Source organism: Aulosira sp. FACHB-615 (assembly GCF_014698045.1).
Lineage (GTDB): Bacteria > Cyanobacteriota > Cyanobacteriia > Cyanobacteriales > Nostocaceae > Nostoc_B.
In genome coordinates, this window is the sequence record NZ_JACJSE010000006.1 from 181,870 (window position 1) to 205,580 (window position 23,711).

18 protein-coding genes are annotated in these 23,711 nt (G+C 39.1%); 7 read left to right on the plus strand and 11 right to left on the minus strand.

The window, feature by feature from the left end; genetic code table 11:
* Positions 1-332 precede the first annotated feature (332 nt).
* Complete coding sequence (locus tag H6G77_RS12560; protein WP_190592486.1) at positions 333-1,556, minus strand: response regulator; 1,224 nt, start codon at positions 1,554-1,556, stop codon at positions 333-335.
* Between the two features lie 625 nt (positions 1,557-2,181).
* On the minus strand, positions 2,182-4,419 hold the full coding sequence (locus H6G77_RS12565) for a peptidoglycan-binding protein (protein ID WP_190871728.1): 2,238 nt from the start codon (positions 4,417-4,419) through the stop codon (positions 2,182-2,184).
* A gap of 620 nt (positions 4,420-5,039) precedes the next feature.
* On the opposite strand from H6G77_RS12565, the gene crcB (H6G77_RS12570) reads away from it, so the two are divergent.
* Complete coding sequence (crcB, locus tag H6G77_RS12570) at positions 5,040-5,453, plus strand: fluoride efflux transporter CrcB (protein WP_190670733.1); 414 nt, start codon at positions 5,040-5,042, stop codon at positions 5,451-5,453.
* 14 nt (positions 5,454-5,467) lie between these two features.
* Here crcB (H6G77_RS12570) and crcB (H6G77_RS12575) read toward each other — a convergent pair whose 3' ends face one another.
* A complete protein-coding gene (gene crcB, locus H6G77_RS12575) occupies positions 5,468-5,851 on the minus strand; it encodes a fluoride efflux transporter CrcB (RefSeq protein WP_190670731.1) in 384 nt (127 codons plus the stop codon).
* 479 nt (positions 5,852-6,330) lie between these two features.
* Between crcB (H6G77_RS12575) and H6G77_RS12580 the strand changes: the two genes are divergently transcribed.
* The gene (locus tag H6G77_RS12580; RefSeq protein WP_190592482.1) at positions 6,331-7,002 is read left to right on the plus strand and encodes a phosphoribosyltransferase; all 672 of its coding nucleotides are present in this window, start codon (positions 6,331-6,333) and stop codon (positions 7,000-7,002) included.
* 52 nt (positions 7,003-7,054) lie between these two features.
* A complete protein-coding gene (locus H6G77_RS12585) occupies positions 7,055-7,774 on the plus strand; it encodes a dienelactone hydrolase family protein (protein ID WP_190871729.1) in 720 nt (239 codons plus the stop codon).
* Positions 7,775-7,973: 199 nt separating this feature from the next.
* Here H6G77_RS12585 and H6G77_RS12590 read toward each other — a convergent pair whose 3' ends face one another.
* Both H6G77_RS12590 and bchE read right to left on the minus strand, forming a co-directional pair.
* Positions 7,974-8,606: a glutathione S-transferase family protein gene (locus tag H6G77_RS12590; RefSeq protein ID WP_190670710.1), complete on the minus strand. Its 633-nt coding sequence runs from the start codon at positions 8,604-8,606 to the stop codon at positions 7,974-7,976.
* Positions 8,607-8,972: 366 nt separating this feature from the next.
* The gene (gene bchE, locus H6G77_RS12595; protein WP_190871730.1) at positions 8,973-10,556 is read right to left on the minus strand and encodes a magnesium-protoporphyrin IX monomethyl ester anaerobic oxidative cyclase; all 1,584 of its coding nucleotides are present in this window, start codon (positions 10,554-10,556) and stop codon (positions 8,973-8,975) included.
* Between the two features lie 676 nt (positions 10,557-11,232).
* Here bchE and H6G77_RS12600 point away from each other — a divergent pair.
* Positions 11,233-11,841: a Uma2 family endonuclease gene (locus H6G77_RS12600; protein WP_190592506.1), complete on the plus strand. Its 609-nt coding sequence runs from the start codon at positions 11,233-11,235 to the stop codon at positions 11,839-11,841.
* Between the two features lie 181 nt (positions 11,842-12,022).
* On the opposite strand, the gene H6G77_RS12605 is transcribed toward H6G77_RS12600, so the two are convergent.
* Complete coding sequence (locus tag H6G77_RS12605; protein WP_190871731.1) at positions 12,023-12,772, minus strand: SDR family oxidoreductase; 750 nt, start codon at positions 12,770-12,772, stop codon at positions 12,023-12,025.
* A 244-nt stretch (positions 12,773-13,016) separates the two neighbouring features.
* Here H6G77_RS12605 and H6G77_RS12610 point away from each other — a divergent pair, with 244 nt between their 5' ends.
* The gene (locus H6G77_RS12610) at positions 13,017-14,930 is read left to right on the plus strand and encodes a heavy metal translocating P-type ATPase (protein ID WP_190871732.1); all 1,914 of its coding nucleotides are present in this window, start codon (positions 13,017-13,019) and stop codon (positions 14,928-14,930) included.
* A 145-nt stretch (positions 14,931-15,075) separates the two neighbouring features.
* Here H6G77_RS12610 and H6G77_RS12615 read toward each other — a convergent pair whose 3' ends face one another.
* The 3 genes from H6G77_RS12615 to H6G77_RS12625 all read right to left on the minus strand — a co-directional run bounded on the left by H6G77_RS12615 (position 15,076) and on the right by H6G77_RS12625 (position 18,733).
* Positions 15,076-15,999, minus strand: coding sequence for an alpha/beta hydrolase (locus H6G77_RS12615; RefSeq protein WP_199331475.1), 924 nt, complete (start codon positions 15,997-15,999; stop codon positions 15,076-15,078).
* Positions 16,000-16,186: 187 nt separating this feature from the next.
* On the minus strand, positions 16,187-17,185 hold the full coding sequence (locus tag H6G77_RS12620; protein ID WP_190871733.1) for a DUF459 domain-containing protein: 999 nt from the start codon (positions 17,183-17,185) through the stop codon (positions 16,187-16,189).
* A 30-nt stretch (positions 17,186-17,215) separates the two neighbouring features.
* The gene (locus H6G77_RS12625; protein WP_190871734.1) at positions 17,216-18,733 is read right to left on the minus strand and encodes an MBOAT family protein; all 1,518 of its coding nucleotides are present in this window, start codon (positions 18,731-18,733) and stop codon (positions 17,216-17,218) included.
* A gap of 144 nt (positions 18,734-18,877) precedes the next feature.
* On the opposite strand from H6G77_RS12625, the gene dacB reads away from it, so the two are divergent.
* A complete protein-coding gene (gene dacB / locus H6G77_RS12630; protein WP_190871735.1) occupies positions 18,878-20,365 on the plus strand; it encodes a D-alanyl-D-alanine carboxypeptidase/D-alanyl-D-alanine-endopeptidase in 1,488 nt (495 codons plus the stop codon).
* Between the two features lie 136 nt (positions 20,366-20,501).
* Here dacB and H6G77_RS12635 read toward each other — a convergent pair whose 3' ends face one another.
* Positions 20,502-20,993, minus strand: coding sequence for a hypothetical protein (locus H6G77_RS12635; RefSeq protein WP_190670697.1), 492 nt, complete (start codon positions 20,991-20,993; stop codon positions 20,502-20,504).
* 247 nt (positions 20,994-21,240) lie between these two features.
* The gene (locus H6G77_RS12640) at positions 21,241-21,564 is read right to left on the minus strand and encodes a hypothetical protein (RefSeq protein ID WP_190670695.1); all 324 of its coding nucleotides are present in this window, start codon (positions 21,562-21,564) and stop codon (positions 21,241-21,243) included.
* A 69-nt stretch (positions 21,565-21,633) separates the two neighbouring features.
* Here H6G77_RS12640 and H6G77_RS12645 point away from each other — a divergent pair, with 69 nt between their 5' ends.
* Positions 21,634-23,361: an NFACT family protein gene (locus H6G77_RS12645; protein ID WP_190871736.1), complete on the plus strand. Its 1,728-nt coding sequence runs from the start codon at positions 21,634-21,636 to the stop codon at positions 23,359-23,361.
* Positions 23,362-23,711: the final 350 nt, after the last annotated feature.

Here is a 23,711-nt window from a genome sequence, read left to right on the forward strand (position 1 = left end):
AAATAAACGTTTTAAAAACTCACCAAATCTACTACATCTCTAAATCTCTAAGACCCTTCAGCAATCTCAGGGCATCGCTCCTGAATTCTGACTTCTGAATTCTGCTTCAATGATTTAATTTTGGTTGATTATTTTTGTAAATGTTAGAGAAAAAACACTTACATTTCTAATTTTGCTGCAAAAATCTGGAAGAAAAATGTTAAGGTTTGTCAAATTACAGAAAAATTGTCATAGCTAAACGCACTAGAATAATCTGGATAAATATCTTGATGAATATCCAGTTTAACTAGTTATTAGCAAGTTTAAGCAGAGTCAGTATCTAGGCTTGATTACTAATGTCCCAAAGACACTTCTAAGTTAGAGTTACTCTGTGATTTAGGCGGTGTTACGCTTGCTGGTTTCTGAACTTGCAAATATTTGCGAATTACACTCATAACTTTATCCGCAGCGACAGGTTTAGTCAGAAAATCTGTAGAGCCAACAACTTTAGCACGGACTCGATCTAATAAACCATCATTGCCCGTTAAGATGATCACGGGTGTATTAGCAAAAGCAGATACACGTCGCAACTGAGTACAAATTTCGTAACCACTAGCGACTGGCATAATTAAATCTAAAAAAATCAAATCTGGTTTATGTTGAATTAAAGTCGGTAGTGCTTGGATTGGGTCTTGAATTTTAATGAATCTAAACCCATTTGCAGTCACAATATCCTCTAAAATCTTACATACTTGGGGACTATCATCGACACAGGCAACCAATGGCATCTGAGAGTTTTTTGGTTGCAAAGCAATAGAGTTATTTTCACCTTCCGTAGCTAACAAAGGTAAGTCTGGTACTTCGATTAATTCAACAATGCCTTTGAGAATATAGGGAAGTAATGAACGAGTTATAGGTAAAACATTCTGCTTCATTTTTGCAGCTAAATCTCGTAGCGTCTGTTTACCATTCATCAAAGTGACAAAGTTATTGTAAACAGATGGACTTACCTGTTGTTGGAGTTGTTCTGGTCTCCGCAGAATTGGTGCTAAATCAGGCGAAAAGTTTGCTAAACCAGCTTCTGACCAACTTTTCCAAGAGTCTTGCATCTGTTTGACAGATAAATCTGCACTCGTGAAACTCATTGGTGTTTCTAAAATGGTATCCTGGGTGCGATCGCAACTGAAAGCCTCAAAATCTGTATGCTGGGCCAAGTCGAATAACAACTCAGTAATTGTACTTTCGACAATTGCTTGAATTTGTTCTCTGTGAATTTTTTGCCTTTTGTACAAAATTTCTAACAGGCGATAATCCCAGTAATAAACGGCAAAATCTTGTTGGCGAAACTGAATTTTCTCCACATCAATTTGCGGACAATATTGTGCCATGTATCTGCGCCAACGCCGAAACGGATGAGTCCCACCTGCGGCCCAAACTATCCGACCTAGCCGATAATAAAAAGACCAGTGGTGTCCTTTAGCACTTTTGATGTTTAGCTGACCGTTGTATTGTAGCTGAGTGCAAGTTCTAAATTCATGAATGATGTTATTTGATACCATTAGTTCCGGGGGGGTCATACCTGTTTCTTATAATGCAAAAGTCAGCTTGTCCAAATCCACATTAGCCATATAGTTCTAGTTCTTGGCAAGAATGTAGAAGCTGGCGGAATAAATTTTGCAACCTTCTGAATATTGATATATAGCCTTCCCTAAGCAACATTGAACAGAGTCAGAAAATAGCAATAGAAAATTTTGTATTAGATAGATTTGCTACTAATACAAACTTTTCTTTATTTGTGAGCCAACTAAACTCATTTTTTATTTATAAAGTGGAATGGCTATATTTCAACACTAAAATCTCATTAACATTATCTTAAGCAACTTTAATGTCAGAAATAACCGTGGAAATCCTGATTTTAAAACTATATAATTCTTTTAAAGATTTTCGAGATAATATTTTTATTTGTTAAGTATTACAAAGATATGTGTGTTTTTTTTCTTAAAATACTTGTTGACTAGTAAATATTTATGTTTACAAACAAGCTATAAAAGAAATATATGGATTTTATAGTGTTAGTGCTATCAACAGAACGCTTGATTGGATAAGTTGTCAAAAATAAGTAGAAAAAACTGTCTCTTCTATCTACTGTAGCTACTAACGTTCCACAGAAAGAGACAGTTGAAATTTAGCCCCAATAATCACTTAATCTTGAAATACCATGATATTACCAGAGTAACAGGCGACCCAAACTTCTCTAGTTTGTGGGTCATAGGTAATACCAATTGGGTTAGCACCAACATTTACTTTTTGTATGACTTTTAGATCATTCGTCCGAATTTTACTAACTGTATTGTCACTATAGTTAACAACATAAAGTCTTTGCCCATCCTCTGATAAAACCATGCTACGTGGTGCGTTACCTGTAGAGATTTTCTTGATTAACTTGCCTTGTGGTAATTGAATTTTGGCTATTTTTCCTTCTCCATTCAAAGAAGCATAGAGATATTTACCAGTGGGATCTATATTTAAATGTCGTGGTGCATTACCAATATTTTTTAGCCATTTGACTGAAAAGTTATTGAGGTCAACTTTCGCAATGTCATAAGAACCCATAACAGCAACATAAGCTTGATTTGTCGCTGGATCAATTGCTATACCACGAGGATAAGGGCCAAGGGGAATTCTTTTAATTTCCTTATTTTTGACAGTATCGACAACACTTAAATCCCAAGAACACCAGTTACTAACTAGTACTAAACCTTCATTATTAGCTGTCGCTACAAATTTTGGTACTGAACCAACTTGAACAACATGATCAATTTCTAAAGAATCAGTGTTAATCCGATATAAAAAACTCTTGTCTGTTTTCTGCTCAGGACTACATTTATCACTACCTGGATTGTTAAATCCAGGGCCATACATTTGGTAGTTAGAAATCCAGGCGTACCTACCATCTTGGGAAAAACTAGCTTCAACAGGTGCGCCGCGATAATTACCTTTGAATTTGGAGTAACCAAATTTTGATAAATCAACTTTGTCGGGAATCACCTTAACTAATTTATGCTCACGGTTGTAAACAGTGATTGTGTGGTTGTACATCATGTTTTGAGCAAAAAATAACCCATTGCCAGAATGTACGACAGATTTTGGCGAAATCTTCCCAGCAATCGTTTTTTTGAGCGTCATTTTCTGAGAATGACTGGATGAATTTTTTTGAATATTATCTTGAGTTGCTAATTGTTCAGGTTGAGCAAAATCATATTCTGACACAGCAGCCGCTAATACTTTTTCGTTGTTTGGTTGTTCTTGTTGTGGCGGCTGATTGATGGGTTGAGTGGGTTCGGTGGCAAATTTTATGGAGTTAGTTTTTGGTGCGGTTGGAGTTTTTTCTTGAATGGGAGTTTTGAGTTCTTTTGATTTGTCTGGAACTACAGAGTTTTGGCGTGCAGGTGATTTAATAGATTGTGATTTCAGGGCTGCTAATGTTTTTGGCCCAACAATTCCATCAGCAATCAGTCCATTTTCTGTTTGAAATTTCAGGACAGCAGTTTCTGTGGCTGCATCAAAAGAGCCGGTAATTGATTGTTTGAGATACCCAGATGCTTGCAGTTGTTGTTGGATAGATTTTACATCTGCATTAATATCACCTCTGCGTAACATAGAAATTTTAGGCGTGTTAGTCTGCAACTTTGGCGAATTGATTACAGCAGGTTTGGTAGGCTGGGGCGGTGTAGTGGTTTTGATATTTGCACCAGATTCTAATACTGTTAATGTCCGATGATCAACAATTCCATTACTCACAAGTCCATGTGCTTTCTGAAATTGCATAACAGCAGTTTCTGTCGCCGCGTTAAAATCTCCCGTGATTGGTTGGTCAAAATATCCTGCTGCTTGTAGTTTCCTCTGAATTGCCATCACTTCATAACTCAGATCACCTCTTTGTAAACTTACCTGAGAGCTTACTTGAGAATTGGGGGGTGATGATTTTTTTTGAGTAGTTTTAGTAACCGCAGGTTTTGGTTTAACAACTGCTGGAGTAGCTATTCCCAAATCAGCTTCGAGTACAGCTAATGTCTGAGAACCAACAACTCCATCAGCTTTTAATCCATGAGCTTTTTGAAATTTGATAACAGCAGTTTCGGTTACAGGGCCAAAATATCCAGTTACAGCTTGTTTAAAATATCCCGCCGCTTGCAGTTTTTGTTGTAGTGATGCTACTTGTGAATTTTTTTCGCCTTTTTTTAATGCTTGCGCTGGGTTACTCCAACCCAAAGAACTCAGCCCGAAAGCACAAGAGAGAAACAGCATGAACGCTCCCCGCTTTTCTGGTACCCAGTCGAGTTCCGGATAACATAAGTCAGAACCAGCCAGATTTGCCGATTCTGAATTTATAGAGTTTTCGTAGCTTTCAGCTAAATGCAGATAAGCAAGTGTATCCATAGTTAGAGAATACCCAAGATTAAGTCAAATTTAAGACATTTTGTCGCTAGAGTAAATTGATCCACTTTTGAGATGTTTAGAGACTATTGAAATTTACTTACAATCAAGTATCATATAACACTTTTAATAACTCCGCTAATTCCAACTTATGCAAGATGTAAGTTTGAGTGGTGGCTGTTTGTGTATGTTGACCTCAAGACTGCTAAACTCTGGGTGATACGATTTGGGATTGGAGATGGTGTAATAGTTTCTTGGTAAGCTTGTCAGCTATCCATACTATCGCCATCGCTGTTCCAATGGGTGTGATGAAGAGCAGACCCATGAGGTTACTAAAAACTTAACACTTTATACTGAGAAACGCTATAAAAAGTGACTATCAATTTTTACACTGCTATAGTGATTGTTAGTGAAAAGGTTTAATTTTGCTTAAAAGGAATTAAATATGTTCAAAATTATATTTGCTGTGATGATTATAAGTTTGACGCAGTAAGCCGGTTAATTATTTTTACATTTGCTTGATTGAAAATAGGCTACGCTTTAATACGCTGTGGTTTTATATGGTCAGAGAGCGATCGCACTCACACTAAGTCATATATTTTACTAACAACCTCTAACGATATATGCTGCAAAATTTGGCGCTTCGTAACTCTTTAGGTATTAGTCTGGGTGCAATAGCTGGCGCACTTTCACGTTATTATCTCGGTTTGTGGTTCACTCAGCTTTTTGGACAAGTATTTCCTTACAGCACACTGATCATTAATGTCAGTGGCTGTTTTGTGATGGGTTTGTTTACGATGTTGGTATTGGGGAGATTAATTGTAATTAGTCCTGAAATTCGACTAGTAGTCACCACTGGTTTTTTAGGAGCTTATACCACTTTTTCTACTTATGAATTAGATGTAGTCAAGTTAATCGAAAAACAGAGTTTAGAAATGAGTTTAATTTACTGGCTAATTAGTCCTGTGTTATCGCTGCTGGGTCTTTTATTAGGAAATAAAATAGCTGAAATTATCCAGGGTACAAAAGAAGCATAGCTTGACAAATTAATTCATAGCATTTTGGCTAATGAAATACCCAATTCTATACTGATAAATCCTAAAATTGGTGTACCAGACCAGTAAAGTAATGCCGCTTGATAATTTTTAGTGCGTAAGAGGTTAGAGGTGTCCAGCGCGTAAGTTGAAAATGTTGTGTAAGAGCCTAAAAATCCGACGGCGATTAACAATGATACGGTAGAATCAATTGCAAACTTGGATACAAGGGTAGCAAAAAAACCCATCAAAAATGCACCTGACACATTAATAAACAAGGTTCCATAGGGAAAGTTTAGCCCAAACCAGCGCCCAAATAATATGGTTAGGTAATAGCGACTGAGCGCACCTGGGACGGCTCCGAAACTAATTGCTAGAGGTACATCAATAATCAAGTTCATATATTGAATGGAATAGTCGGAAAATATGCCGCAATGCAGAAGTCAGTTTTTTTCTATAGTTGCATTACTAAACTCGATTGATATTGTTGAAACATATAAAATTTTTGAGTTGATTTGTGTCAATCTGAAACAGTTAATCTCCGACAGGGATAATATTAAAGTATAAGAAAAATGCGATCATCATGTGAAAAATGTTCATCACTAGCATTAAGTTTTATTGCAATGAGCATTGATCACAAAAACAGCAAGATAGCTAGTTAAGTTGAATATGTGGGGAGAGAAAGAGATATTTTTAGATGCTGTGGCGAGGATTAATTTCCAGATATCTCTATTAATTTAATCAATCGAACTGTATTAAAGTACGTTTTCGCTGAACTAGCAATTTGCACTTTTCACCCTCTAGGCAAAGTGGGGTGAAGACAATGACAGGTTTTTCTTCTGTGTCAGCTATATATCCCTCTCCACGGGAGCTTGAGATTATGACAAGTAAATTTCGCGATCGCAGTGATGCAGGCAAGATGTTAGCAAAAAAACTAACAGCGTATACTAACCATCCAGATTTGTTAGTGTTGGGTTTGCCTCGTGGCGGTGTACCCGTAGCTTATGAAATCGCCACCAGCCTGAATGCACCACTAGATATATGTTTAGTCAGAAAGCTGGGTGTACCTGGTCATGAAGAACTAGCGATGGGTGCGATCGCGGCTGGTGGTGTGCGCGTGTTAAATTATGATGTCATCAATAATTTGGCTATCGATAGTACCACAATTGACAAAGTTGCAACTCAAGAATTGTGGGAATTACAACGACGCGATCGCGCTTATCGAGGCGAGCGTCCCCTCCCAGATATCAAAAATCGGACTGTCATTTTAGTAGATGATGGTATTGCTACAGGTTCAACCATGCTGGCGGCGATCGCGGTAGTTAAACAACAGCAACCCCAACGACTCATTGTAGCTGTACCAATTGCCGCACCAACAACCTGCCAACAGTTACAAGCGGAAGTCGATGAAATAGTTTGTTTAGTGATGCCAGAGTCATTGTATGCGATCGGTCTGTGGTATGAAGACTTTTCGCAAACAACCGATGTAGAAGTACAGCATTTACTAGCCAAACACTCAGTTATTAACAATGCAGATAAAAGCTACGCCTAAAAACGCACAATCAAAAGCTCAATCGACTTCCATTAATCATCAGGGTCAAGTTATGAATCCTACACTACTACTCAACGTTGAAGAACAAATAGTCATTGTGGAACTGGCAAACATCAGGCTCAAAGGTGAATTGGTGATACCTGCTAATGCTGAAGGACTGGTATTGTTTGCACATGGTAGTGCTAGTAGTCGCTATAGTACCCGCAACCATTATCTCGCCCATATACTACGTCAGGAAGCGAAACTAGGAACTTTGTTAATAGACTTACTTACCAAAGAAGAAGAAGCTATAGACCAGCGTACCAAACATTTTCGCAGCGATATTGGTTTCCTGGGCAACCGCTTAGTTGCTGTCACCGACTGGTTGTTAGCAAATCCCTGCACCAGTCATCTCAAGCTTGGCTATTTTGGTGCAGATACAGGTGCGAGTGCTGCATTATTAGCTGCGGCTACACGTCCAATGGCTGTAAAAGCAGTTGTTTCTCGTAGTGGACAAACTGATTTAGTCAGTGAAGCCCTAGCTTGTGTGCAAGCCCCGACTTTGTTAATTATTGGTGGTAATGACTTGCCTATCATCGCTATGAATGAAGATGCACTGGCAAATATTCCCGCATTCAACAAGCAACTAGAGGTTATTTCTGGTGCAACTCATCAGTTTAGTGAACCCGGAACTTTAGAAGAAGTAGCACGATTGGCAAGTCTATGGTTTAAACATTATCTCAAAGCATCTGATTCAGGCGCAAGAGATTTACAAGGTATGTCGCTGAATTGAAGATTGAGCAGTGTGCAATCAGTTGTCGGTCTTTTTCCCCACTGATTGATTCTCAATACTTTTCGGATAAAGGTTCACTCATTCTAAATTTAGATCCCCCCACCTACGGCGACCCCCTTTTTAAGGGGGGTTGGGGGGATCTGAACAAGATTTAGATGTTAACCGACATGTATTGGATTGATTCTGACTCCTAAATTCTTCAAGCACAGACTTTATTCACATTCGGAAGTGGTTTAACTGCATCCCACCAAACTTGCAATTTGGGAGTTTGAGCAGTAATCGCCTCATACTCTGGAGTTTGAGAAAGGTAAATAAAAACAGGAATGAGGTAAAAATCGGCAATAGTTAGCTGGCTACCGAGTAGATATGGGCTACCAACAGTTATCGATTCAATTGCTTGGATTGCTTTTTGTGCAGGTGCGATCGCATTTTGTATTTGCTCCTTATCTGGCTTACCACCGCGAATTGGCACAATCAGACGTTGAATGACAATTTTACTAATCGCAGCAGGATAAAAATAGTTATCAATAATTGTGATAATCTGGCGCATCCGAGCTTGAAGCATCGGTTCGGATGGGCTGAACTGATTATTGGCAAAGACTGTATTCAGGTAATCAGTAATTGCTGGAGTTTCATAAATTACTTCTCCATCTACTTCCAATGTTGGCACTTTACCAAAAGGATTTTTGGCGAGGTACTCTGGCGACTGATTTTCACCTTTGAAGATATCAATGTCTTGAACGGTATAGTCTACACCTGCTTCCTCAAGTAACAATCGGACAGTCCGAACATAAGTACTCAGAGGAGTTCCGTAAACAGTAAGCTTTGCCATAATTTTGAGATTTTTCTGCCAAAATCCAATCAGGACAAAGATACTGTATCAACAAATGCGATCGCGGTGATGGTTGGAAATGAGACAAAAGCAACATTTATACCTGGATTTCTCACAAGAGAGAAATCCAGGGGTGTGGGAGGGGTGGGAAGTGTGGGAGGGGTGGGAAGTGTGGGAGGGGTGGGAGGATGGTGAAGAAATCTCTCCCCACACTCCCCTCTCTCTCCACACTCCCCACACTCCCCTCTCTCCCCACACTCCCCTCTCTCTCCACACCCGCTACCCATACGTGAGAAATTCGGGTTATAGGGGCGGGTTGAGATGATTAACGATGATCTGGGTAAACCCGCCCTGACAAATTAGTAATTACTCAATAAATTCTGGTAGATCATTGGGAGCGCCACAAGCAGAAATATTCCCCGCAAAATTGACATCTGCCATTAATTCTGGATGTTCCTGCTTGCGTTGATTAATTTGTTCGCGGGTGAGAACTTTGGATTTATCAAACCCTAGCTCAATTTCGGTGTGCAAACCTTTGTATTTAACCCGTTGGAGATTGTAGAAACTTTTGTTGAAAGTTGTTTTCACAAATGCTTTGAGACACCCTAAAAGATATTTACGCTTAAATGGGTCTTTCTCAAACCAGTATTCTATTGTTTTACGCAGGTAAAATCGGGCGTAGTTACGTAACACGCCTTTGAGAACTTCTTCCCGTTCCATTGCCTCCGGTTTCATAATGGGAGTCACAAAGTTATATTGAGAATAATCTCGCACTTCTACGCGATCGCCTAACTCCTCAAATAACTCCGAAAATGGCCAAGGAGTAAACATATTCCAGTTCACCATATCAGCTTTCCAGTCCAAAGCCATCTGATAAGTTTGCTCAATGGTTTCTGGGGTTTCGTTTTCCAAGCCCATAATAAATTGAGCTTCCGCTACCATCCCATTTTGCCGCAGCAATTGAATCGCCCGCTTGTTTTGTTCAATTGTCGTTTCTTTGCGGAACAAATTTAACTTTAGCTGTGCTGCTGCTTCCGTACCCAAGGAAACATGCACTAGCCCAGCTTGACGATAAAGTGGTAAATCTTCTTCATCCCGCAATATATCTGTCACCCTGGTATTTATTCCCCAGTAAACACCTAAATTGCGTTCAATTAATTCGTTACATAAAGCGATAAATTTTGGTTTATTAATGGTTGGTTCTTCATCTGCCAAAATGAAAAAACCTACTTGATGTTTTTTGACTAAAATTTCAATTTGATCGACAAATGTCTTGGGACTACTAGAACGGTACTTGCGCCAAAATTTCCATTGAGAACAAAAACGGCAAGTAAAAGGACAGCCTCTAGCATAATTAGGCACTGCAACTCGCACATTCAGGGGAGTATAAATATATTTGCTCCAGTCCAACAAACTCCAATCAGGGGTTAGGGTATCTAAATCTGCAATTGGTGGATGGGCTGGTGTCGCTACAACTTGTCCATTTTCTAAGAAAGCAATACCTAAAATATTGCGTCGTTCACTCTCGACTGTAGCATTAGCGATCGCTTTCACTAAATTAACTGTAATTTCCTCTCCTTCTCCCCTAATAATGTAATCCACCCAAGGCGCTTCATGGAGGACTTCATTATACATATAAGTAGGATGAACCCCGCCCATAATTGTTGTTGCTTCTGGGCAAACTTCTTTAACTATCTTGAGCGTTGTTTGCGATTGATAAATCATTGGCGTGATTGCTGTCGCCAATACTATATCCGGCTGATATTCAGCAACCATTTGCCTTAAAAGATCATCTGCAATATGGTCGGTCATCGCATCAATAAAACGAATATTATTGAAGCCATAAGCTTTTAAAGCTCCACCAACATAAGGAACCCAACTTGGCGGCCAATTTCCGGCAATTTCCGCACCACCAGAATGGTAATTAGGTTGAATCATCAGAATCCGCATGTTCTACCTACCTTCTAATTTTTATCAGAAGAACAGAGAATTTTACACTTGTAATTTTGTTAGCCTACTTCTAGCAAGTGCAGAATCACAGAAATATTTATCGTAAGAATCCAGAAGTTATAATAGTTATACGACTCAGGGAAAAGGTAATAACTCAAGGTAGCAATTATGCTTCTTTCCCCTAACTTCTAGGTTCTGAATTCTTACTCTTGACCGATAAGTTTCTGCTGATTAAAATACAAACACTTGCTAAAGCTTGGCAATCAAATTCTTAAGAAAAACTTAAAATCAACTAAAAGTTTTTGACTTTCAAATTTAACCCAAGTTAGCTTTCATAACTATATAGTTATGATTTTAAAAGACATAGCTAATTTTTCAAAACTTAATATAGGACTCATATTTGATTTATGAAAAAAATCAGTACACCCAGATCAGCCGTCTTTCCTACTTCCTACTCCCCATTCCCTACTCCCTGCTTACACAACTAGATTCAGGAATCAAACCATATTCCTATAGGCACTTACGCAGGACTTACGCACCAAGATTGTCTGTAAAGATTGGGTGTAAGGGTGTAAGGGTTTTAGATACATGCACCCCGATGGTTCAGAAGCACAGGTGATCAAGGACGAGAAAGCGCGGCGTAGAATGATTGTGGGAGATTGAAAGGGGCAAAATGATGTTTCAACCTTTAGTAGAGCCAGTAACTTTTGAAGAATTCCTAGAATGGAAACCAGATAATGGTCGATATGAATTACATAAAGGAGTAATAGTTGAAATGCAGCCAACTGGCGACCATGAGTTAGTTAGGGCATTTTTAATTAGAGAACTTAACTTTGAAATTCGTTCTCAGAATTTGGCTTATACAATTCCTAGTCAAGCATTAGTGAAAGCTGTAGATAAAAAATCTGGTTACATCCCTGATGTTTTAGTATTGAATCTGCCTAATTTAGTGAATGAACCACTTTGGCAGAAATCATCTACTGTTTCACAAGCAGAATCAATTCCACTAATAGTGGAAGTAGTTAGTACTAACTGGCGTGATGACTATTTCCTGAAATTTGCTGAATATGAAGAAATAGGAATTGCCGAATATTGGATTGTTGACTATGCAGCTTTAGGTGGAAAGCGGTTTATTGGCAGTCCTAAACAGCCAACAATATCAGTTTACACACTAATTGAAGGTGAGTATCAAATTACTCAGTTTCGAGGAAGTGACCGAATTCAATCACTTTCTTTTCCAGAGTTAAGTTTGACTGCTGAACAAATTTTTCAGGTTGTTTTGTGAGCAATCTAATCAAAATTGCTGCTAGTAAACTTATTAGATAAATTTGCTCTTGTAACAGAGTGAAAACTTCTATCAATGGCTGCATTTTGTTGGGTGTCGTTTCCTCAACCCAACCTTTTATTTTAGCGGCTGTTGACAGGTAGGGCGATCGCACTGCTCCTATTTTAGCCTTGCTACATTACTAAACGTTCATATAGCCACCATCAACCACTAAATCTGCCGCAGTCATGTAAGATGACTCATCACTAGCCAGAAACACTACCGCCGCCGCAATTTCTTCTGGTTTACCAAAGCGTTCTAAAGGTACGGTTTGCTTAATATAATTGCCAAAATTTTCCAGGGCTTCTGGCGATAAACCCATTTTGGTTTGAAAATCAGTAGGTATTAAACCAGGGCTAATGGCATTCACCCTAATTTGGCGCGATCCTAATTCTGCCGCTAAATTGCGAGCCAAGGAGCGCACAGCTGCTTTTGTCGCACAATAAACACTGCCCATCGCCATACCCTTTTCATTGACTGATGAAGCATTTAAGATGACACTAGCGCCGGGATTCAGTAAGCCAGATAGCTTTTGTACAGTGAAAAACACACCTTTAACGTTGATATCAAATTGATTGTCATACAAGGTTTCGTCCATTGCTTCTAAAGCGGCAAAAAATCCGACACCGGCGTTGGCGAATAAAATATCAAGACTGCCAAATTCTGATTTAACTCGTGCTGCTAAATTATCAAGTTGAGAAAGCGATCGCACATCTGCTAATACTGGAATTACCTGAGAATTGAGTGCTTGGGCTGCGGTGTGTAAACGTTGTTCATCTTGCCCTGTAATAATTACTCGCGCACCTTCCGCAATAAACTGTTTCGCCGTCTCAAAACCAATACCCGATGTACCTCCGGTAATCACAGCAGTTTTGTTATGCAAGCGTGCCATTTATAATGCCTCCTGGTAGATAGGAATTAAAAATCAAAGGTTTAGGAAGGGTGAAGGGGTATGGGGGTGTGGGGAGTGTGGGGAGTGTGGGGAGTGTGGGGGGAAAGATTTCTTCACCATCCTCCCACACCCTTATACCCTCACACCCATTCTTTGTGCCTAAGTCTTGTGGAAAAACAATTGCTTGACCTTAACATTAATGTCAAGGTTTAACGTGAGATCAGTTGTCAATAAATTCACTCTCATGGTTTACCCACAGCATTTCACCAAATTCACAAAAGAACACGCCGATATCTTAGCAGCCTTGGTTTGTGGGCTGTTGTTGTTTCTCGGATGGTTCGCCTTACATCTGGGTTGGTTGGGATGGGCAATGCTGTTGTTACCTGCTGCTTATATCATTGGTGGTTATGAAAGCGCCCGTGAGGGAATAACGACATTAATTAAAGAAAAAGAACTAGATGTAGATTTGCTGATGATTGTGGCGGCTGTTGGTGCGGCTAGTTTGGGTTTATGGCGCAGAGAATATCACCTAATTCTTGATGGCGCGGTGTTAATTCTGATTTTTGCGATTAGTGGCGCGTTAGAAGGCTATGCAATGGGGCGCACTGAACGGAGTATTCGCAGTTTGATGAGTTTGACACCAGATACAGCCAGGGTTTTGCATCAGGGACAAGAACAGATGCTACCCATTAGCCAATTAAAGGTGGGAGATGAAATTATTGTCAAACCCGGAGAGTTAATTCCCACCGATGGGATCATTTTGTCTGGTTACAGCACGATTAATCAAGCGGCGATTACTGGGGAATCTTTACCTGTAGAAAAGACAGTCGGTGAGGAAGTGTTTGCAGGGACACTTAATGGTTATGGGGCGCTGAAATTACAAGTTCACAAACCGGCTGCGAGTAATTTGATTCAGCGAGTGATTAAGTTAGTCGCAGAAGCCCAAGAAACAGCGCCACCTTCCCAAGAGTTTATCGAAAAATTTGAACGGGGATATGCCAAGGTAATTGTGATTTCCGGCATATTGCTGGCAATATTACCGCCGTTTATTTGGGCTTGGGATTGGGAAACGACGATTTATCGGGCTTTGACTTTTTTGGTGGTGGCTTCTCCTTGTGCGTTGATGGCGGCAATTATGCCAGCATTATTATCAGGCATTGCCAATGGCGCGAAACAAGGGATTTTGTTTAAAAATGGCGCACAGTTAGAGAATATGGGTAAAGTCCGGGCGATCGCTTTTGATAAAACTGGTACTTTAACTACAGGACAAGTGCAAGTATCTCAGGTAATGCCCAGTGAGGAATATACACAAGCAGACGTGTTAAAAGTAGCAGCCGCCTTAGAAGCATCTTCCGAACATCCGATAGCCAAAGCCATTGTCCAAGCAGCAAGTGATTTAAATTGGCAACGGGGTACTGATGTGCAAGCGATACCAGGACAAGGTATTGTGGGAATACTCAACCACCAAAAAATTACCGTGGGCAATGCTGCTTTTATTCAGCAATATGTGACACAGCTACCCAATAAATTACAAGATTTGGCGCATAGTTGGGAATCTGAGGGCAGAACTGTGGTTTGGGTTGCCCAAAATGCGGAAGTTATCGGCGCGATCGCCATTGCAGATATGATTAGACCAGAAGCTGCTGCTACCATTCGCCGCCTGCGTCAGTTGGGAGTGGAAGAAATTGTCATGATGACAGGCGATAACCAGCGTACAGCCCAAAGTGTCGCTCAAACCATAGGCATCACTCAGGTTTACGCCCAACTCCTACCAGAAGATAAACTCAATCTCATCCGCAACTTGCAGAAACAATATCAAACTGTAGCAATGGTGGGAGATGGAATCAACGATGCGCCTGCTTTAGCCCAAGCATCTGTAGGCATAGCAATGGGTGGCGCGGGTAGTGATGTCGCCTTAGAAACGGCAGATATTGTTTTAATCGCAGACAGACTCGAAAAAATGGTTGTCGCAATGGAACTCGGCAGGCGATCGCAATTTATTATTAAACAAAACATTACTTTTGCGCTGACATCTATTATTTTGTTAATGCTGGCTAACTTTGTGGGGAATATTAACCTCCCCATCGGTGTCATTGGCCATGAAGGTTCAACAGTGTTAGTTACTCTGAACGGCTTGCGCTTGCTGAGGAGATTCTAAGAGGATGTTTGAAAAAGCGTAGATTAATTTGAGGAACAAAACCCAACAAAGTCTTGAGAATGTTGGGTTTCGCTACTGTTCTGCTCAACTTTTTACTTTTACCTTGTTGTACTAGCCTCTAGCCTCTCTTTCATTGAAAGCTGTATCAATTATTCCTAATCACACCTTGCTTAATCAAGAATGTTTTAATAGCTGCATAAATTCGTCTTTTTTGCGCTTTACTAAAACCGCCATGTTCTGCACCTTTCACAGTAAATAATTGATTGACAGTTCCAGCTTGACGCAATGCTTGGTGTAGTCTCACTGCATGACTATAAGGCACAAAATTATCTTTTTCACCATGTATGGTTAGAATTGGGGGAAGATTTGGACGCACAAAATTAATTGGAGAAACACTTTTCGCAATTTCTATTTCTCGCGGAGAATTACGATTACCAAACCATTGCACAGCAAAATATTTTTGATTACGTCCAATTAACAAATCATTCACATCAGTAATTCCCGACCAATTAACTATGGCAGCAACTTTTGTTGGTTTGCTTTCGGGGCAGTTTTGATTAAATTTTTTCACATCAGGCATCATTCCCGTAGTTAATGATAGATGTCCACCTGCGGAAAAGCCAGTCAACACAATTTTCTTGGTATCAAAGTTATATTTTGAGGCGTTATTAACTACCCAATTTAAAGCACATAGAGCATCTTCCACTGCGGCTGGTGCTAATGCTACCTTTGCTAATCTATATTCAATATTAACTACAGAAAATCCCCAATCAAAATAAGGTTTAAAAAATAACTCATCTTCTTTTTCACCTTTAATCCAACCTCCGCCATGAATTACCATTAATGTCGGACTTAAGCCAGATTTTTTGTTTTTGTAAACATCAAGAGTTAATTTAGTTTCATTTACTTGTTCATAAACAATGTTGCGTTCTAAATTATAAACTTGGCGTTGATTTACCTGTGCAAGCTGATTAGCAAAGACTTGCCCACTATTCAAAATTATAATAGCGAGAGTAACAATAGCCGCAATGAGATAAAACTGACGATATGACTTGTTTTTAAGTATCATAAGACTAATTAAATAGAGGTGATATGTTTCAGGAATAATTAACCGCAGATGGACGCGGATGGACGCAGATAAATTTTTACCTCAGCAGACTAGAAAGAGCTATAGCATTCCTAAATAATTTAAAAACCTCTATCTCCCTTGTCTACCTTGTCTACCTTTTCTCCCTGAAGTCTCTTATTCATATCAATTATTTTTTCAGATGAGTCGCAGGTTTTAACTTTGGTTTTAAGACACCTTCATCTATCATTCTTTTTTTGAGAATTTCAATCATAATTTTAGCGCCATGCTCAGTTGGATGTAAGCCATCGTTATACCGAACTCTTGCTTTTCTCCCTGTACTATCTGCCGCTATAGGCGAAAATTTACCGTTGACAGCAAAGGTATTCCAATAATCAACAAATTCGATTTTAGGGTGAACGGCTGAGACTTTTTGATAAATTCGATTAAAAATAGGAAAGAATTTATTATATCTAGCCACATTCGATATTGGATGACCTATCCAGTAAACTTTTTTGACGGGATATTCATCGAGTAATTTTGCATATCTTTCGACACGTTCTTCATAAGCTTTTTCCCACTCTGGAGTTAATTCTGCATACAACTTTTTGTTAGCATCTAAAATATTCTGGTCATCATTACCACCAAAAATCACTACCATTATATCAGGGTTATTTTGTTGAATCAGTTCGCGTGTGCGGGAATACCAATCATAAAAATCGATGCGATTTAAGCCTGTGGAGATTTTATAAAAAACTTTAATACTTTCCAAGCTATAATCGGATTTTTTGACATCATTCTCAAATGCAACTCCCAAAAAACTCATAATCGAATCACCCAGCAATAAGAAACGTTTTGCTGGTTCTGCTTGCTTGATAGGTGGGCTAGTAACTGATGGGGTTGGAATAGTAGTTTCAGGTTTTTTTGGAATCTGAGGTTCAGGTTTTATAGGGACTTCTGTAGCTTGTGCTGTGGCTTGAGATTTACCATCAATTTCTTTGATACTATCCCAAAAATCAGATTCAACTTTACTAAGTCCTTCTAGTTCAACTTGTTGGGCTATTTGTTTAACTTCGCTGGGTGCGATGGGGCTAGAACCTAAACTTTTCAGAAAGATAGGTTCATTCACCATCACTAGACTGTAAGTAACTAAACCACAAAGAGCTAAAAACTTTAAGTCTTGCATCATATTAATAATTATCAGAAATATTTCAATAACTTAGAAACCAAAATAAACAAATGGCGGTACGGTATTTGGCCCTAATCTAAATACGATATATAGCAAGGTAGATGTCAGTATGGCTTGAATGATGAAATTCCGCTTGGCTAAGAGGTTTTGTAAATAAACACTAATTTTATCTCCATAAAAATTCATCATAAATATGATGGCGAACGTGATATATAACTGCCAAAGATTAAATTGCGATCGCAACTCCAAATTTGAGGAGAAATTCACCATCTGCTGTAAAAATTTCAGTGCAGTTTCCCAGTTAGATGTATTGAAAAATATCCAACATAAACTTACATAGCTAAAAGTCAAAGCACAGGCAAATATCGGCTTAAATATATATACAGTTTGTCGAAAATAAAATCGGCACCAATTCAACCAAAATTGTGTTTGACTCCTCCGTGAAAAAACAATAATATGGCTGCTAGTTAAAGACTGATCAGATTGCTTTTTGGGATGAAAGTTTTTCATCAAATCTTTCACAAGGTGAGTAAAAACCAAACCAATTCCATGCAAAAATCCCCAAATCAAGAAATTCACACCTGCACCATGCCAAAAACCACCAATTACCATCGTCATTAGTAAATTAAAATGTTTCCTCAAATTCCCCTTACGGCTTCCTCCCAAGGAAATATATAAATAATCTCGCAACCATTCTGAAAGACTAATGTGCCATCTACGCCAAAACTCCTGCAAACTTTGAGCGCAGTAAGGCATATTAAAATTAAGCACTGGCGGAAATCCTAACAAACTAGAAATAGCATTGGCTAAATCAGAATAACCACTAAAATCAACATATATATAGCAAGAATAAGCTAGTGCCGCTAAAATTAAATCGAAACTTGAGTATTGTTCTGGTAGTTGAAACGGTACTTTGATAAAGTTAAATAAAAAACTCGATAAAGTGTATTTCTTAAACAGACCAGAAATTATCAAAATAATAACTCTTTCTATCTGATAATTATATTTTTTCTCACTGTTTAACTGTTGATAAAATTCTGTTGCTCTAGCTATTGGCCCTGAAGCAATTTGTGGAAAGTAAGTAATATAAACTGCATAATCTAAAAACTTGGGACAAGCAAGTTGATTTTTATAGCAGTCAATTAAATGAGAAATAACTCGGAATGTGTAGAAGGAAATTCCAACTGGGATTAAAACTTGTAAAATTGGAATCTCACTGGAAATTTTGAATGTATTTAATACTTCTTGTAAGGAATCAATGAAAAAATTATAATATTTAAAGAAGCCTAGATATACCAAGTTAATAACTATACCAAAGACAAGAAAAAAGCGTCTATTTTTACCTGTACTTATACCTTCAAGTATTAAATAATTAGTTATAACATTGGCACTTAACAATTCTAGAAAATGCCAGCCAAAAAAAGCATAAAAAATTACATTAACAATTAACAGAAAATATTTGTAAGCCAGAACGTGAGATTTTAAAAAACCGGCACAAGCAAATGTACCTATAAAGAATAGGAAAAAATCGTATGTAGGGAATAACACTGATAGTTTTAGGATGCAGATGTGTGTGAATAAGTAAGTATATTGTGGTTGAGATTAGTAAATTTTGTCTTCGGTGTATTCACTCGTTCCAAAGTCAATGCTTAAATAAATAAACGATACTTGTGAGTGAATATACTAAAACCAATGTTGAGCAGAATTAATCGCCAAACACATAAAGTTTCTCTGAGTTTAATCCTACTGTTTCTGGGGATGCACATTGGTATTATTCAACAAGCTGCTACAGCCCAAACTCCAGCTTCCCCTACATCTACAACAAAATCAGTCTGTCCTGCCCAATTAGGCGCACTGATAGATACTACTATTAATCGTCCTTTGTTTAGTCGCGCCCGTTGGGGAATTTTAGTGAAAAATTTAGTTTCTACCCAAACTCTTTATAACCGTGATGGGGAGAAATATTTTATTCCTGCTTCTAATACTAAGTTGTTAACTACAGCCACAGCACTAAAACAATTAGGCGCAGATTTTCGCATTCGTACTTCTGTTTATCAAGATGCTGATGGTAGTTTGCGTGTTGTTGGTAGGGGAGATCCGAGTTTAAAAAATGCTCAATTAACAGAATTAGCCAAGCAATTACGCCAACAGGGAATTACTCAAGTTACTAATTTAATTGCTGATGATAGTTACTTTCAAGGAGATGTTGTAAATCCGAGTTGGCAATGGGAAGATGTGCAAGCTGATTATGGCGCACCAGTTAATAGTTTAATTTTAAATGAAAATGCTGCCGTGTTAACTTTGTTGCCACAAACAGTAGGCAACCCATTACAAATTAAATGGGCTGATCCTACAGAAGCATATCAATGGCGAGTCGAAAATAATTCTGTAACTGTGCAGAAAGATGAACCAGGGTTAGTAGAAATTAAGCGTGATTTAAAAGGGGCGGTGCTGTATTTACAAGGACAATTACCTGTGAATGCTGCACCAGAAGTTACTGCGATCGCAGTTTTTGATCCTACACAAAATTTCTTACGTAAATTTCGCCAAAGTTTAGCAGCAACCGGAATTTCTGTGCAGCAAACATCTATTGTTAATGGTGGTAATAATGAACGCGAAGTTGCTGCAATTGAATCTCCACCTTTGTCTGATTTATTAACTGAAACTAATGTTAATAGTAATAATTTATTTGCCGAGGCTTTATTAAGAACTTTAGCGCATAAACAACAATTAACCAAAAATCAAAATACTGCTGATGTTGGTTTGAAAGTTATGCAAGAAACCTTAACTCAATTTGGAGTTAAACCCAACAGTTATAGCGTATTTGATGGTTCTGGTTTATCGCGGAAAAATTTAATTAGTCCAGAAGCTTTGGTACAATTGTTAGAAGCGATCGCAGCATCCCCAGAAGCCAAAGTTTTTCGTGCGACTTTACCTGTAGCTGGAGTGAGTGGTAGTTTAAAAAATCGCTTTCGCAACACATCAGCCGAGGGAATTGTACAAGCTAAAACAGGTACTTTAAGAGGAGTAGTTGCTCTCTCAGGATATATAGATTCACCACAGTATGAACCATTAGTTTTTAGCATTATTGTGAATCAATCTGATCAACCAGCTAGTACAATTCGCCAAGCTGTTGATGAGATTGTTGTTCTATTAACACAGCTACGTCGTAATTGTTAGTTCTAATTAACTAGGACTTACGCAGAGGCTATGTAACTCAGGAATGAGAGTTTGAGAGGTTTTTTGCGTAAGTCCTGTATTCATATCTTCAATGCTTGCTTTGGCTTGTGACACTCCTGGGTACAGACTCAAGGTTTTAAGCAGCAAGAGAGATTTTCTTTTTTTCACGAGCATCGACTACTAAGACTAAGCATAAAGCTGCGATCGCTTTTTGCCATTCTTTTCTGACTACTGGATTTTCTACACCATCAAATAACCCTATCAGGCGAGGAACTGAAGCTTCTAAAGCTGGACGTGGTACAGGGCGATGTAATTCAACTAAGTGAGTTAAACTTTCTTGATTGTTCACAAAACCAATTACCCACGCAGTTGCATGATCTGGACTGTCGGGAACACGTTTAACACCCAACTCGTTTTTTAACCAATTGTAAAAAGGTGGTAATTCTTGGGCTAAAACTGCTCCGGCTGTAGGTAATGTTTCTTTGAGCAATTTAATATCTAAACTCGCTAATTCTTGTTGCAATTCTGGCAAAATCAGTACTTCACTCAGTGATTTTGACAGGATAGATTCTAGTTGTGCTTGGGAAAGGTTTAGGTGTTGGGTGAATGTTGTAAGTAGCAAACTCATGCTTTAATCCTCTAGAAATTACTAGTTCACTTTTGCTACCTTTTAGCAACAAAATTATGCTCAAAATATAGACAAACTTTAGGAAGAATTTTAGTATCTCTAGGAAGATGGCATTGTAGTTAAAGTTATAAATTCGGTTGTAATTATTCATGAAAAAATATCCCCTACTTTTTTAATAAGTCGGGGATAGAAATCTGGTAATTATTTTGTTCGTATTGTAATAATTTCCAGGTAGATAAGGTTGTGATTAATTTGACGGTAGAGCTTTTTTACCTGGTAAAGATTCAGGGTTATCTAAAGGTGGTTGCTGAATTACGGGTGTTTTTGCTGGAGTAATTTTGAGGATGTTTTCGGGAGCAGAAATGCTATTTGTTGATAAAAATTCTATTTCTCGTTCAAATTTGTCCCTTCCCTCACGGAAAAATGCTGCCTCTCGCGGATGGTAAATGCCGTTAGCTACAGTTTCAGGAGTTTGTTGAGCATTAACTGGAGTGATTAATGACAATACGCCTGTAGTGACGACTGTAGCTATGAGAAGGCGGGAGGATGTGGAAGATTTTATCTTTTTCATAGTATGCCAATCAGAGCTAGACAAGATAGCATATACTGAGCATCGACGTTTGAACGCCAATGATTTGTTGTGCAACCAGTTGACTTTACCACCCTGACTTCTGCTTGTAGCGAACTACGCGCTTACTGGCTGCCATCGCGTTTAGAACAAGTTTATCAGCGCGATCGCTACACTATTTCTATCGCATTACGCACCCTGAAACAACGGGGTTGGCTGGAAATTTCTTGGCATCCGCAAGCTGCACGGATTTGTATTGGTGATCCGCCGCCGCGATCGCCTGATACTTTTACATTTAGCCAGCAACTAGTACATCAATTGGGCGGCTTGGCTTTAATTGCCATTGAAGCGATCGCACCTTGGGAGAGGGCGATTGATTTACAATTTGCCCGTCGTCCAGGAGAATCTGCCCTATATCACTTGTATGTGGAAATTATGGGCAAATACAGTAATGCGATTTTGACTGATGCCAATAATTTCATCATTACGGCTGCCCATCAAGTTAGTGAACAGCAATCGAGTGTCCGACCAATTCAAACTGGACAGCTTTACGAATTTCCCCCCAAACTCACAGGCCCGGTTCCCAGTTTGAGCGAATCTCAAGCACGTTGGCAAGAAAGGGTGAGTTTAGTTCCCGGTGCAATTAAGCGTCAACTGATCAAAAGTTATAGCGGTTTAAGTGCATCACTGGTAGATTCTCTGCTGTTGGCAGCGAGTATTGCACCAGAAACAACTACTGATCAACTAAGTTCTCAGGATTGGCAAAAACTCTTTGAATGTTGGCAAGAATGGCTACAAGCTTTAAATGTTGGTAAATTCCAACCAGCTTGGACAGCAACTGGTTACACCGTGATGGGTTGGGGTGCGGTTGCGCTAGTCAAAGATACTCAAAGCTTACTGAATAAGTATTATACTGACCAACTCAATCAACAGGTATTTGCTCAATTGCGCCATCAACTGAGTCAGAAATTACAAAATATTCTGACGAAGTTAAAAATCAAAGCCCAAGCCTTTACAACTCGGTTACAGCAATCCGATCAAGCTGATGATTATCGCCAAAAAGCAGATTTGTTGATGGCTAACTTGCAAAATTGGCAAGCGGGAATGCAAGAAATCACTCTACCTGATTTTGAGACAGGGGAACCAGTAGCGATCGCACTTCAGCCTGATAAAAACGGTGTGCAGAATGCTCAAAATTTTTACAAGCAGCACCAAAAACTCAAACGCGCTCGTTTGGCAGTGGAACCGCTATTGTTAGAAGTACAATCTGAGATTGATTATTTAGAGCAAGTAGAAGCTGCGATCGCGCAAATTGAAAACTACGAAACAGCCGAAGATTTGCAAGCTTTAGAAGAAATCCGTGATGAGTTAATTGGACAAAAATATTTAGAAGATCCACAATACCGCGATCGCAACACTAACGAAACTGCTATCACTAACTTCCGTCGTTATCGCACTCCTAACGGTTGGGAAATCTTAATTGGTCGCAATAATCGCCAAAATGACCAATTAACTTTTCGGGTGGCCGGAGATTATGACTTGTGGTTCCACGCCCAAGAAATTCCGGGAAGCCATATTCTCATGCGTTTAGAAGCGGGTACTGTTCCCGATACAGATGATTTGCAATATGCAGCCAACCTCGCCGCCTACTACAGCCGCGCTCGTCAAAGCGACCAAGTACCAGTAGTCTACACCCAGCCCAAGTACGTCTACAAACCAAAAGGAGCCAAACCGGGAATTGCCATTTATAAACAAGAGCGCATTCTCTGGGGAAAACCACAGTTAGTCAATAGTCATTGAAGGAGGCAGAAGGCAGAAGGCAGGAGTTATCAATTGTTATTCTTCTCCCTTGTCTCCCTTGTCCACCGTGTCTCCCTTGTCCACCGTGTCTCCCTTGTCCCCCTTGCCCCCCTAAATCCCTCTACCTTCCGCGTTAGTTGAAATATTCTCAAAGATGGAAGCCCATCCGAACGGGCTTTATCTTTTTTTAGTGAATTTTTAAGAAAAAACTGTGTTGGCTGTTACAATATTGTTAAGAAAAGTTGCCCGTTGCATTTTGGGAACGCGCAATCGGGTTTTAACTCTATTGAGAAGACAACGCGAAAAATATTTCATTGACCAGCTGTGGGAGGCTGGTCTTTTTATTTCAA

What these genes read in the sequence shown, in the direction of transcription:
- H6G77_RS12560 (WP_190592486.1), bottom strand. Translation starts at nt 1,556, where the DNA reads ATGACCCCCCCGGAACTAATGGTATCAAATAACATCATTCATGAATTT.
- H6G77_RS12565 (WP_190871728.1), bottom strand. Translation starts at nt 4,419, where the DNA reads ATGGATACACTTGCTTATCTGCATTTAGCTGAAAGCTACGAAAACTCT.
- crcB (WP_190670733.1), top strand. Translation starts at nt 5,040, where the DNA reads ATGCTGCAAAATTTGGCGCTTCGTAACTCTTTAGGTATTAGTCTGGGT.
- crcB (WP_190670731.1), bottom strand. Translation starts at nt 5,851, where the DNA reads ATGAACTTGATTATTGATGTACCTCTAGCAATTAGTTTCGGAGCCGTC.
- H6G77_RS12580 (WP_190592482.1), top strand. Translation starts at nt 6,331, where the DNA reads ATGACAAGTAAATTTCGCGATCGCAGTGATGCAGGCAAGATGTTAGCA.
- H6G77_RS12585 (WP_190871729.1), top strand. Translation starts at nt 7,055, where the DNA reads ATGAATCCTACACTACTACTCAACGTTGAAGAACAAATAGTCATTGTG.
- H6G77_RS12590 (WP_190670710.1), bottom strand. Translation starts at nt 8,606, where the DNA reads ATGGCAAAGCTTACTGTTTACGGAACTCCTCTGAGTACTTATGTTCGG.
- bchE (WP_190871730.1), bottom strand. Translation starts at nt 10,556, where the DNA reads ATGCGGATTCTGATGATTCAACCTAATTACCATTCTGGTGGTGCGGAA.
- H6G77_RS12600 (WP_190592506.1), top strand. Translation starts at nt 11,233, where the DNA reads ATGTTTCAACCTTTAGTAGAGCCAGTAACTTTTGAAGAATTCCTAGAA.
- H6G77_RS12605 (WP_190871731.1), bottom strand. Translation starts at nt 12,772, where the DNA reads ATGGCACGCTTGCATAACAAAACTGCTGTGATTACCGGAGGTACATCG.
- H6G77_RS12610 (WP_190871732.1), top strand. Translation starts at nt 13,017, where the DNA reads ATGGTTTACCCACAGCATTTCACCAAATTCACAAAAGAACACGCCGAT.
- H6G77_RS12615 (WP_199331475.1), bottom strand. Translation starts at nt 15,999, where the DNA reads ATGATACTTAAAAACAAGTCATATCGTCAGTTTTATCTCATTGCGGCT.
- H6G77_RS12620 (WP_190871733.1), bottom strand. Translation starts at nt 17,185, where the DNA reads ATGATGCAAGACTTAAAGTTTTTAGCTCTTTGTGGTTTAGTTACTTAC.
- dacB (WP_190871735.1), top strand. Translation starts at nt 18,878, where the DNA reads ATGTTGAGCAGAATTAATCGCCAAACACATAAAGTTTCTCTGAGTTTA.
- H6G77_RS12635 (WP_190670697.1), bottom strand. Translation starts at nt 20,993, where the DNA reads ATGAGTTTGCTACTTACAACATTCACCCAACACCTAAACCTTTCCCAA.
- H6G77_RS12640 (WP_190670695.1), bottom strand. Translation starts at nt 21,564, where the DNA reads ATGAAAAAGATAAAATCTTCCACATCCTCCCGCCTTCTCATAGCTACA.